Source organism: Paenibacillus sp. FSL W7-1332 (genome assembly GCF_037969785.1).
Classification (GTDB): domain Bacteria; phylum Bacillota; class Bacilli; order Paenibacillales; family Paenibacillaceae; genus Paenibacillus_AQ.
The window spans coordinates 1,487,948-1,500,656 of record NZ_CP150209.1 but is presented as its reverse complement, the minus strand read 5'-3'; the positions used below and the strand labels follow the sequence as shown (position 1 = coordinate 1,500,656).

9 protein-coding genes are annotated in these 12,709 nt (G+C 47.6%); all 9 read right to left on the bottom strand.

All coding sequences use genetic code 11. From position 1 onward, the window contains the following. Positions 1 to 44 precede the first annotated feature (44 nt). From MKX98_RS06400 to MKX98_RS06360, 9 genes are read right to left on the bottom strand one after another with little or no spacing between them, the layout of a single operon-like run. Complete coding sequence (locus MKX98_RS06400) at positions 45 to 1,340, bottom strand: glycoside hydrolase family 140 protein (protein WP_194541207.1); 1,296 nt, start codon at positions 1,338 to 1,340, stop codon at positions 45 to 47. Between the two features lie 34 nt (positions 1,341 to 1,374). Beyond that, entirely contained in the window at positions 1,375 to 2,337 is a 963-nt protein-coding gene (locus MKX98_RS06395) for a carbohydrate ABC transporter permease (RefSeq protein ID WP_339222139.1), read from the bottom strand. A gap of 15 nt (positions 2,338 to 2,352) precedes the next feature. Continuing rightward, positions 2,353 to 3,249, bottom strand: a complete 897-nt coding sequence (locus MKX98_RS06390; protein WP_233354771.1) for a sugar ABC transporter permease — start codon at positions 3,247 to 3,249, stop codon at positions 2,353 to 2,355. Next, the gene (locus MKX98_RS06385) at positions 3,246 to 5,780 is read right to left on the bottom strand and encodes a DUF5696 domain-containing protein (RefSeq protein ID WP_339222138.1); all 2,535 of its coding nucleotides are present in this window, start codon (positions 5,778 to 5,780) and stop codon (positions 3,246 to 3,248) included. The genes MKX98_RS06390 and MKX98_RS06385 overlap by 4 nt, the downstream gene beginning before the upstream one ends. 13 nt (positions 5,781 to 5,793) lie before the next feature. After that, entirely contained in the window at positions 5,794 to 6,414 is a 621-nt protein-coding gene (locus tag MKX98_RS06380; protein ID WP_194541204.1) for a YIP1 family protein, read from the bottom strand. After that, entirely contained in the window at positions 6,407 to 7,870 is a 1,464-nt protein-coding gene (locus MKX98_RS06375; protein ID WP_220686359.1) for an NHL repeat-containing protein, read from the bottom strand. Before MKX98_RS06375 ends, MKX98_RS06380 begins: the two co-directional genes overlap by 8 nt. A 4-nt stretch (positions 7,871 to 7,874) precedes the next feature. Continuing rightward, positions 7,875 to 8,741, bottom strand: a complete 867-nt coding sequence (locus tag MKX98_RS06370; protein WP_220686360.1) for a carbohydrate ABC transporter permease — start codon at positions 8,739 to 8,741, stop codon at positions 7,875 to 7,877. A 7-nt stretch (positions 8,742 to 8,748) separates the two neighbouring features. Beyond that, on the bottom strand, positions 8,749 to 9,621 hold the full coding sequence (locus MKX98_RS06365) for a sugar ABC transporter permease (RefSeq protein ID WP_233355162.1): 873 nt from the start codon (positions 9,619 to 9,621) through the stop codon (positions 8,749 to 8,751). Positions 9,622 to 9,649: 28 nt separating this feature from the next. Further along, complete coding sequence (locus tag MKX98_RS06360) at positions 9,650 to 12,445, bottom strand: extracellular solute-binding protein (RefSeq protein ID WP_339222136.1); 2,796 nt, start codon at positions 12,443 to 12,445, stop codon at positions 9,650 to 9,652. Positions 12,446 to 12,709: the final 264 nt, after the last annotated feature.

Sequence of the window (12,709 nt, the reverse complement as noted above, 5' to 3'; positions counted from 1 at the left end):
CATTTTCCCCTCCGATGCCTGTGGGGAAAACGATCCTAAGAGATTTATTCCAACACCGTCTCCAATAGCAAAACCCAATCGTTGCCTCTTCCGCTGGTAGGTGGCTGGAAGACCTGTATTCGGGAGTTGGGGAACCTTCCAGCTTCTATAAACTGGCCATTTCGCGGATCATACCATGCAGCTCTCACCTGATCACCCGCAATTTTTCCCATTACAACGCTTGCCGCCACCCCATTGGGACTGTATATCATCACGAAATCCCTTCCTCTGGTTGCCGCCATGTAGTTGGCGCCGGAATGGTTGCTTTCGAGAAGGCTTTGATCTGGCACTCGATCGAGGTCGGGGTAAGCTTCCATCAATGACCGCAGGTGCTGCATTTGTGCTGCACCCGGTCGCGATAACGCATCACGCCAATGCATAAGGTAATGATCACCAGGCTTTAATGTCATGGACCAAATACTGTGATGTCCGTACGTGTGTCCGAAAGCGCCTGAAAATACCGCATAGTAGGCAGCTGTTCGAACATCGGAAGCATCAAAATAACCGTTTTCCGGCCGAAAGCCGATGGGTATATCCTCATAACAAGGCTCTGCATCTAGCGTCGGTTTTGTAGGTGTCTTATGATAATCCTCCGTCACCATTCTATGGCTACTGGTAAGACGCTCGCCGTGTCCCGACTGAATCATGTTAAAATCAAGCCAGGTTTCATGATGCAGCTGGTGTGAGGACGACTGACATCCTGCCGGGTGATATGTCATTAAGTGTCGACCTTGATCTCCCTCCCTCAGGCCTTGCGCCATGGCACGTATGATCGCAAAATGATCAAACGTTACCAAGGGGCGATCCCCACCCAGCACCCATATAACGTTCGGCCGATCCTTATACCGTTCCCCGACCCAACGCCCATAAATCGCTGCGTTCTGTTCATTGAAGATCTCCGGTCCCGTTCCATGCTTAAGATGAAACTTATCCCCCCAAGTCGGCAGTAAAGCAACATATAAACCCAGTGACGCAGCGCGATCAATCACATAATCCACGTGATGCCAATAATGGTTCGTTCCGTCTGTATCTGGTAACCCCGGGTCATAAAAACCACCCGCGTTCTGTTTAAGCGGCAACTTTCCGTAAGCATTGCCTGTACACAAGCCATTCGACTCGGCCAATATGACAGTTTGGATAACATTAAATTTCAAGTCGGCGCGATGCAATAAATACTCATCCACTTCTTCGCGATTCAGCTTGTGAATCAGTTCCCAAGCGGTATCTCCCAGCCAGAAGAAGGACGCCCCGTCTTCATAAGACAAAAATCGTTGATTCTCGCTAATCCTTAGTGTTTTCATTGTCGTGGATTGCCCCCTAAACGTTCTAATAAAGTTACCCAACAATTCCTGTACGCTCCACACTTTCTACAAAATAGCGCTGCACAAATAAATACAGAATGATCAACGGCATAATAGAGAGCATCAGCCCGGTATCCACCAGCATCGAAGCATAGAATGGATCAATGCTGGTGGCGGTCTCCAAGCTTGCTCCGGGTACGCTGAACAATAGATAGTTATTCACGTTGGCCGGCAGAGCAACAAGCTCATTGGATAATACCTTCACGCCGCTCAAGAAATTCCCCGTAAAAAAGGTGTCATTCCACTGCCATACGAAGGAAAACAGGGAAACGGTTATAATCGAAGGTATCGCACTCGGTATGATAATGTGGGTGAATGTCTTCAACATGCCCGCCCCATCCACGAATGCCGCTTCTTCCAGGTCCTTGGGCATATTCAGGAAAAATTGCCTGAATATATAGATATATAGGCCGGACTTTAACGCATTCCCGGTCAGTGCCGTCAGGATGAACGGCCAGTAAGTATTCAGTAGATTCAGTCCATCTCTCCCCGTTATCCACTGGTATGATCCGAAGAAATCAAAATTTTGAAAAGTTAAATATAGCGGCACCATAATCGTTTGCGGCGGAACCAGAATGGTAGCTATAACTCCTGCAAATAACAGCTTCGCCCACTTGGACTGCCATTTGGCAAATCCATATCCGGCTAGTGCGCAGGATACTAACTGGAGAATCATCATCACCGTCGATAAGGTGAATGTATTTAACAACGTCGGCCAGTAATTCATAATCTCATATACGATTTTGATATTGCTAAAGGTGAAGTTTTCAGGAATCCACACGACCACAGGATTATAAATATCGGCTTTATCCTTGATCATGGTCACAATTTTAACCAGAATCGGGTAAAGCACTACAAAGACCAATCCAATGAGAAGTATCGCCCTGATCATTACCCAAACTGCGGTTTTCAGCTTCGTCCATGTCGCCGGTGTCATATCTTTTTGCCCCCTTTAGTTATTATAAAATACTCTTTTAGAGACGAGCGCCATGCTGACGGCAAGAATGACAGCGACCATCAAGAAGTATATCCAGGACATCGCCGAGCTGATCCCAAAATCAATATTGCTGAATGCGATATTATGAATTAAGGTTGTCACTTTGTTATCAATAAAGGAGTCGATAATGGAATAGACAACAATGATGGGTATCAACGAGCTGACCATGGGAAACGTAATCTTCCAGAATGTCTCATAACCCGTAGCGCCTTCCATCTTCGAAGCTTCATACAATGATGACGGAATGGATTGAAGGCCTGCCAGGAATATAAGGATCTGCACGCCTGATTTGCTGATGATGGAATAGATGCGATCTACCGCGCCAGTCAGATATTCCACGAAAGTGGGGGGAAATCCGCTTTCGAGCATCATGTTCTCCAAATTCAAACTCTGAAGGAGCTGCATACTGCCTGCATTTTTGCTCCCCGCCATTAGCTCAGACATGAAGCTAGCATCCTCAATGCTTGTCATGACCCCGGAAGCAAGGATAACGGGCAGGAAAAAGACGGCACGGGCGGCTGCTCTGCCGCGGAACTTCTGATTCAAGATGGTGGCAAGAAATAAACTGAAAACGATGATTAACGGCACATTGATGATCATGTCAATTGAAGCCTCTGTGAGCAATCGATTAAAGTCTTGATGCACACCGAGGGCAAAGGTATAGTTTTTAAACCCTATGCCGTTTAATTCATAGCCGCTGCTCGTCATGTTCAACTCGCTAAAGCTAAACCGCAATGAGGTGAACAGCGGGGTCGCAAAGAAGAATAAGAACCCCAGAAACCATGGCGTGATAAATAACATCGCCATAATCCTCTTCTTCTTCTCAAAGCTAAGCGGTCCTGTACGTTTCAAGCCCCCTCACCTCCAACATAATAATCCCGGGCTTTAATCGTAATCCCCTCTATGGTCACGTCATACGGGTTGTAGTTCACCATGACTACTTTGCCGCCGTCATATTCGGTTCTGCGTACATCATGCGCAAGGATCTCATGCGATACAATTCTGCTGTCCGATACATCTCTTAACACCTCATTGACTTCCAGGTAAGCTGCGGCAGCCTCCTCAATCCATGTCTTATAATGAACAGAATTGAGGTGGTTATATGAAGTATCTTTCACGAGCGAGTTTTTTTGATAGATCCAAGTAAAATATACATTCGAGCCGTACTCCAGACATTGCAGTACATATTCGCGAAGTTCCACCTCTTGAGCCAAGTTGTAAGGCATTCCTGCGTAATCTACGTATCCATGGAGTACAATCTGATAAAAGGGGACCGATTCATCCGTGATATGAAACCCGCTGTCTGACATCGGTGCTTGGACAATGTGTCGCGCATAGGGGAACAAGTAGGCATTCCCTCCACTCACCATGAGCTCGGCTTCCGGCAGCCGAGTACGAATCTCGCTTGTCTGTTCCGCAAAGATCGTCTCCGTTTGCGTACGATCGATAAATTGCCCTCTGCGAAAGTTCGAATACAGCTTGTCGCCCAGTCCCCCCAGACTTATACCCTTCAATTCATATGGGCTGTAGCTTTGCAGCAATCGGTTCATCATGCCGGGTAAGAGCTGGGGGGCAAGCATATATTGCGGGTCCCCTTCCCGATCGTAATCCCCTGTGGCAGGATCATAAGGATATAACCCGGCAACATTCCGGTTTAAATGTCGGACGGCAGCCTTGGTCGGAGTATAGGTTAGCGAATGAAACGGATAAAGCGCTGTCATTGAAACATGCGGGTATAAGGCCACTCCGTTTTCCTGGCTGAAGTCATTTAATTCTCTTAATCCACGTTTGCCTCCAAGCACCTTCTCGGGAGACACTTGTGTAGGAACGGTATGATTCACCCCGCCATTAAACCATCCGGTATACTGCACTTTGATATTGTCCAATGATCGCTCCTGCAATTGTTTGATCACGGATTGAGCCTGCTCAAATGTCGTTAGGGCTTGCATCGACTCATACGGTATGCCAAGAAAATGATTCCGTTTGGGTATCGCTCCGATCAGTTGCAAATAGAAGGGCAAATCAGCCTCTGGTTCACGCTTGATCAGCATATTCCGTTCCACTAGATATTCCTGATACGCCAGGGCCATTCCCGTATAATTTGCAGCCTCATCTTCAAGGAACACATAACGGATCACATAATCCGCAGCCGTAGAGCGCTCTTGGTAGGTTGGAATTTCGCGAGACGTCTCTCCCGCCTCTATGCGAATCACCTCTCGGGCAAGCACTTCAAATTCCGCGAATACATGATTATAGGAATTCAGCTGTCCGTTCGTCATTGCCTTCACGGAAGCCACCGAAGCACCATGTTCGATAATCGCTAGAAGCGCCTTATGATTCTTTTGGATTCCGAATACGGGCAAACGGATCGTCTCTGTTACGGATTGCTCGTTTTGATCATACACAGCGGGATCTTCTCCATAGATTCTTTGCTCATATGGAAAAGGAACTGGCTCTTTGTTCATATGAATCAGGCTTCCCGAACCATCAGGCACGAACAAGTAGCCTTGGTCTTTGGGCCCGCCGGCACCGAAGTACTCCAGAACCGAGATATGCCGAATCGGCGTGGCTACTGAATATTCCACTTCATTTACCGGGACTCTTACTAGAAAATCCGCCCCATCAAGCACATATTCAATTGAAACTTTGAATTTTTCACTATCGTCCGCAGCAAGCGCAATTTGATGCTCCTCATGGTCACGAGCCAGATCCTCTTCCGTATATTGGGCCAGCTCGAACGCTTCAATCGTTCTCCGCAATATCGTTCCTTTAAGCGCATCGTCATAGCGCTCATAGACCTCGGAGTTGTCCCTGATAACATAGGCATGGGTCAAGTGGCGCCTGAAGGAATCGCCTGCTTGTTCCATAATCTTCTCATAACGTTCTTTACTGATTTTCTGCGGCAGCCTATCCAGATTCGATACGGGTTCTCCAAATAGGTAGGTTACCTTCAGTCCGCCATTGATCGGTTCAGCCTTGGCTTGACCATGTGCCACGCTGTCTTCAAACGAAGTCATCCGTACTTGCTGTCTCGACAGATTATCGTAGGTCAGGGATAGGGGCGAATACATGGCGTATGTAGCTCCCGAATCTTCTGCGCGGCCTGGCGGATTTGAATACCACACTGTTCCAGTCAGATTGTTCCGTACGGCAATTCCCGTATCGGATGCATCATAGTACAGCGACAACAAGCCGTTGGAAGTCACGCCCTCCATCCCCTTAAGTTCAACCTGAGGTTTAGAAAAAACCTGCGCAGTTGCTCCTTCTATATTTACTTCTGTATATGCCGGGACATCCGCAATCTCCGGTTGAAGACCCCAAACGAATATGGCAGCACTACCGAGGAGTAACACAGTTAAGCTAAACATTAATATTTTCTTCATCTGCTGCACTCCCTCAGTTCCGAAATTGTATCTCTTGATAGATGGTAAACACGAATGAGTACATTTGCTGGATCAGGCTAAAAAAAAGTAACCCAAGGAATAAGAGAAAAGCCATTCCTACCAATGTAAGAAAGATGGTAACCAGCGTTTTGGTAACGGTGTATTGATGAACCGTCATGGTACCGACGAAGAGCAAGAAGAGAAACCATACAGCCGCAACCCCGTTGAAGAAATAGTAAAACACACTTTCTTCCTGGGTAATTACATTGCTTAAGATTGTATTAGGTATGAGTATCACTGCAATGGGCAGCAAGGCATAGGCAGTGACCATGCAAATTTCCGAAAAGTTCCCTTCGCCGTCCATCAATGTGGTTAAGGACCAGTTCGCGATACACCACAGAAAATAAGGAAGCAGCACATTACGCATTTGTACTAGACTGTTAAATTCATCAGCATTCAGATTATTGAAGATGTAGCCCCCATACTGATGTTGAATGACGACGCTCATAAAAACTAAAAACACAATAGCGCCCGCGATCCTCAAGTTCCCCATATCATCATATTTGAGATCCCAAAAGCCGGAGAAGGGTCTGACCATAACATGGAATGGGAACAGCAGCAGTTCTTTACGCATGATAGGTCTTCCTCCTCTTTCTTTTGATGGTTCTTTGGATGATGATTCCGGCGATAACGGCGATGGACAGGGACAAGATGCTGCCGAGATGCTCTCTTAGAACATCCTTCCGGTGCCGCTTGAATACCTTGGAATAATTGCCTTTGTCCATGCCAAGCTTGGCATACTCCGTTGCTTCTTTATTCAATCCTTTTCTGAGCAGCGCCTTGCTGATCCCGATATATGCAATTTCATAATTCGCATCGTATTCCACAACCCGGTTCCACAGCTCTGCTGACAACTCATCGTCTCCCTTGAAATGTCCCTTCACAGCTTGATTAATCAACCTACCGATCGGTGTCTCATGAAATACCGTTATATGGTTTAACGCACGGTCAAGCACAAGAATCGAATCCCCTAAATAATCGATGGCCGAAGGCGTTTGAAATGTACCGACCTGCTCTCCCATTTTGCCGAAGATATACAGCAAATTCCCGTCCCAGTCGTATGTGAATATTTTCCCGCGCTTCACATCCAAAGCGCTGTACATCCCGCTGTTTCCGACCGCGATATCCGTAAACAGGGAGGGCCCGCTGTGTTCACCGACAGGAAGGAATTTTAGATCGCCCGACGGGACCCAATACCCTTCTCTGCGCAGCACGTCGATCCCGGTGGGATTCAATCTCTTGATCGGTACCGCCGTATTTGCGTCAGAGTTTGTTGTATAGATAAACCCGTTCTCATCCAGATCCAGATTCGTATATTCTGTCGGGATGAACAGCCGCATCCGGTCACGCTGCGCCTGGGTCGCAATCATCTTCCAGAAGTAGTCTGCCATATTGAAGCGGACCCGGTTCGTGCCGGTAAACCCGGTAAATTTGCCATCCCCATCAAATTCCATGATTCCGTCAAATGTCCCCTGCGCCACGACATATACGCGCTTTGCCTTATCTACAGCCACCTTTAGGGGAAGAAACACAAAGTTATCGATCAAAATTTCCGATTCAGGCGATTCTATGATCTGAACCAGCTTTCCTGCGTCGTCCAAATGAACAACCCGATGGTTCTCCGTATCCGCAACATACATGTCCTTGTTCTCCGTTACATAGATCCCGCTCGGCGCTTGAAACGTATCCGTTCTCCCGGAATGGTCGAATTCGGATACCTCCCGAATGTATTCAAATCGTTCATTCAACACCACAATCCGCGAATTTCCAGTATCCGCAATATAGATTTGCCTGTCCTGAGACACGAATATATCTTTAGGCTGATTGAAACTTCCGGTTCCAGCCGCGGTGCCGCTTATGACACGATCCGGTTTATAGGCGACAGGGGCAGGGATCGTTTCTCCCTTGGAGGAATAATTGTACCCCACGTACGGGGCTTGGGCATATGAGACCGTCCCTGTCGATGTCACCATAGATAGGATCAATAACAGCGCGGCGGATAACCTGACCTTGGGGAAATATCCTTTCACGCTCTCACTCCTTCATTCCTGAGCTGGCCATCGTCTCAATAATGTTGCTCTGGGAAATCACAAAGATGGTGATGGGCACAGACATCATCAGCAAAGCGACAAAAGCACCCGGACCCGCCCGCACAATACCGCCAGCCAGTATTTGACTTAAGGCATAATTCATCGTTTTTAACTCTTCGCTGTAAATAAAATTACCGCCGTCGGTTCCCCATAATACCTGAAACAGCAATATGACAAGCGTCAGCCATGCCGGCTTTACTAAGGGCATCACGATCTGCCAAAAAATACGGTACTCGCTGGCACCGTCGATCTTCGCTGCTTCAAGCAGGGCATCAGGAATTTGTTCCATGAATTGTTTCATCAGATACAGTCCGAGGGAAGCTGCGAGCGCCGGCGCGATAATAGCAATGTAGCTGTCTATCCAGCCTAACCAGGACATAATGACATAGTTAGGAACCGCGGTAACATGCTGTGAGAACATTAGAGACAGGACTACAATGGTGAACAGCACCTTGGACCCTGGAAATCTGTGTTTAGCCAGCGGATAAGCCGCTGCGGAAGCCAGTACGACGTGCCCCACTGTTCCTGCTGCTGTGATAAGCACCGTATTAAACACATAACGTGTGAACGGCACCCAGGAATCGGCCATCAGATGAAATAAATCGAAAAAATTATCCAGCGTGGGGTTGCGCACCAAAAATTTCGGCGGGAACAAGAACAACTCATCCAAAGGTTTGAAGGCATTGTTAATCGTGTATACAAGGGGCAGTGCCATAAAAGCCCCGAATATGCCGAGAAAAATAAAAATGGTAACGTCACCGACCAGCGAGCGGCTCAACCTTTTTTTGGAACTAGCTGCCATTGCGCTCATTTAGGACCTACTCCCCCACTTTCCTAAGAAGTTTCTGAACGATTACATTGGTGCCTACCATGATGACAAACAAAACTGTTGCAATCGCTGATGCATAGCCCATTTCAAACCGAATGGAGCCATAGTCCATTAAATGGGTCACAACGGTATGAGCTGCATAGTTAACACTAGGGAAACCAGCTAATGCAATAGACACCTCAGCAATGGCAAAAGAGGATGAAATCTGGATCACCGCGCCGAACAGAAGTTGTGGACGCATGGATGGCAGGGTAATATACCACAGTTCCTGCCAACGATTGCGGATACCGTCCACCGAGCCCGCTTCGAATAATGTCCGGTCGATCGACTGCAGGCCGGCGATGAAAGCGAGGAAACTTACCCCCAAGCTGAGCCACAGCTGAACGAGCATGACAATCCACAGTACATAACGCTCATCCTGCAGCCATTGAATAGGCTCGAGAATAACACCCAGCTTCATTAAAAACCCGTTCACGTAGCCGTAGCCGTCTCCTGAGAACATAATCAGCCAAATAAAGAAAACGTTCCCTGAAATAGACGGAGCATAAAAAATCAAGGTCATTAGGGCACGAAGCTTGGTTGGCAATTCATTAATTAACCACGCAAACAGGAAACAGGCGATATAACTTACGGGGCCCGTAATAAACGCGAACAAAAAGGTATTCTTGATCGCAATCAGAAAGACCTCATCATCGAGAAATAAACGCGTATAGTTGCTCCAGCCGACCCACTTGGGGAATTCAAGCAGGTTAAAACTGGTGAAACTTACCGCCAGCGAGAGCGTTACAGGCAGAACCGTAAACAGAAAGAATAGCAGCATATAAGGTCCCATTAATATATAGGAGTGCCGCATCGCCCACATACGATTCAGCAAGGATGGAGCATCCGGCCTACGGCTGATCCGTCCTTTTGGTTCGACTTCCTGATTCGTCGTTGGTTGCATTGGTAGGCCCTCCTGTTCCTTCACTCAATCCGAATTCCAAACGTTTGATTGCGATTTCATTATTAATAACTGACACGTGATCATAAAGCGCTTCGCGTGGGTTCTCCCCAAGATTGACCACTTTACGGAAGGCATTATCCAGATGCCGTCCGGTAAAGTATCCTCCAGGCACTTCAGGAATGGCCCGGACCCATTGCCATTGTTTCTCCAGATTCCTGTAATCCTTAACCGGCCACGGCAGCTCCTCGAGCGCCTCGATATTCGCAGTCGGATACCTGGCAGCGGCCCCCATAAGGCTCTCCATTTCGCGGCCGAACCTGTTTTGCGTATCTTTCTCCGTCCACCATTTCATAAACGCCCAGGAAGCTTCCTTATTCTTGGCCTGTTCCAGCATCATAACCGATGTTCCGCTGCTAGCGACCTCCCGGCGGATTTCTCCATGCTCTCCCGGAGTGCCAGGAACTACGGTAAAGTCCCATAGTCCGCGGATTTCAGGACCAGCCACCGTCAGTAAGTTATACATATTATAGGGGGCAATGCCGATCGGCATTTCGCCAAGACGAAAACGATTCATGAAATCATACTGAAGCGGAAACTTATAGCTGGTGTAAAAATCGGTCCATCGACTAAAGGCTTGCATGGAGTTTTCATGATCCAAGGCGCTTCTTTCGCCTTCCCCCTCGTAGTAGTTTCCGTCTGTTTGGAACAAAAGCATGGAGAACGTCTCATTTGGCGTCATCGTGGCCATCTGTTCCTGAATAGGCAGGCCAAAATTCATATTCCGCTTCTGCAGCTCGGGAATCATGGCGTATACATCATCCCATGTATCCGGTATGTTCAAATTAAGTTCGGCCAGAATATCCTTGCGGTAAAATAACATACTGAACAACTGCTGTTCGGGCAGCGCATAGACACCCCCATTAAACTGAAATGGCTCGAGCGCACTTGGTCGGAACCGCTCGCTAACTTCCTTAAAGTCCGGGAATCGGCTGATATCGTAAGCTGCATTGCGCATCGCATAATTCACCGGATCTGCAATGCCGATTTCCATAGCGACATCCGGTCCCTGTCCGGCCAGAGTAGCCGATAGAAGCGATTTGATATCAACCAGCTTTAAATCCACATGGATGCCCGTCTTTGAAGTAAATCGATCATCGATCATTTCCTTCATTACCTGGGCCTGATCACGTCCAGTTCCAATCCAGACTGTAATGCTTTGCTGGCCTTCTTCACCCGCGTTACCGATTGTGTTGTAATCTTCAATAAAGGAGTACCAGAACGAACCCAACTCATGGCCGATCTTGGCGTGTAGCGGGCGATTCGCAGCGGGCAGCTTCGCATCCTTGGATGCAACGATCATATAATCCATCTGCAGCGGCATTTCACGGATCGTCAGCAGCCAGGTTCCCAGAGAGCCGATATTAATCTTGAATTGATCTAACCGCTGCGCAACCGTATGAGGGTTTTGTGCCATCTCATCCAATTGCCTGGACAGTGTGTAGAGGATTGCGGTCTTATCACTTTTTTCCCCTGTTATATCGCGTAACGTCTCTGCAACGGTATATAAAATATCGCGCTGCTTCTTAAAATCCTCGATCATGCCGGGGATTCTTCGCTCGAGCTGATAATCTCGGTAAGGGTCGGGATTCTCCGAAGTAATCATGAGGATTTTCCGGTATATGGCATTGAGTTCAAGGACACTGGATTCCGTGGTACGGATTAAAGAGGCTACGTCTCCCAGGTTCACTTCCAGCTTGATGGTATGCAGCCCTTTGGTCAGATGAAACAGGTAGGGCTCCTTTTCGTCACCCAGGGTATTGGTTTGATAGTCCGCATCATAATAAAAAGGGATGCTGTTCACTTCCTGAAACGGCACTTCTCCATCTATATAAAGCCTCCGGTTTGAATACATCCCTCTCACCAAGTTTTGCTTAACCTTGAAAGCGATTTGGTATAAACCGTCTTTCGGGATGTCTACCTGCCATTCCATCCATTGACCTGGCATTCGCCAGTTTTGACCCCCGATTACATTCATACGGGTCTTGGAGACGCTGTAGGGTTCCGAGGATGGTGAGGTACGATCAGGAAACGGATACAGCGTCGGGGAAGATTTATACAGAGCATGTTCCCCCTGCACTTTAATCAGCACCTCATCTGCGGGGGAATTGCTCTTCATATCCTCATAGGTGCTCTGGACTTCAGCATAAGTCGGTGCTTCTTCCTCTTGGTAAATCTTGATATAATCAATCACCATCGGTTCGCGCAGCGATACCAAGGTTAGCGTGTTTTCTCCTTTTGGAAAATAAAACAAAAACGGCTTCTCGTATAAGCCATTCGGATCTTTGAAGGATGATTCTTGCCAGGTTGGAAATTCGATCTGGCTTGGACGTAATTCGTTATCCCGGTTATCCCGCTCAAACTCCATTTGTTCGTTCATCCAAACACGATCAAAAATGAAAGATTCCGCTCCCTGAAAAGGCAGCTGGCCGTTGATCCGTAGTTCCCGTTCAATTGCAGAGCTCTTCCCCTCCACGGTATAATAACGAATCCCTATGTTATACAAGCCTTCCTCTTCCACATGAAATGTCCATGTTACCTCCCCGGTCTCTTCTGACATTAACGCCTTCCCGTTCATATCCATAAGATTTGAAACGATTGAAGATCCGTCTGGTGCATGGCTGTAATGTTCGCCCTCAATTTGTATGCTCGTATTAGGCCGCGCGTTACGGCGATGTAAATTCATATAGTTTTGATAGCTGTTTTCTGCAAAGGTCTGCAATCCTTCTAACTCGATCCGCTGACCTGGGTGGCTATCGGCTGTACTATCCCTGAGAAACCACCAACCCACCCCGAGGAGGATTACGAGGAATATAAGAAGACCTCGAAATCTAGATAAGTAACCGAGCATAAGTGCATCCACCCTCTTCACCATTTCGTCATGTCGTTCACGCAAGGTTAGCCGGCAACGAAAGGAAGCGGTTGTTGCCGGCTATTCCATTCCTCAATA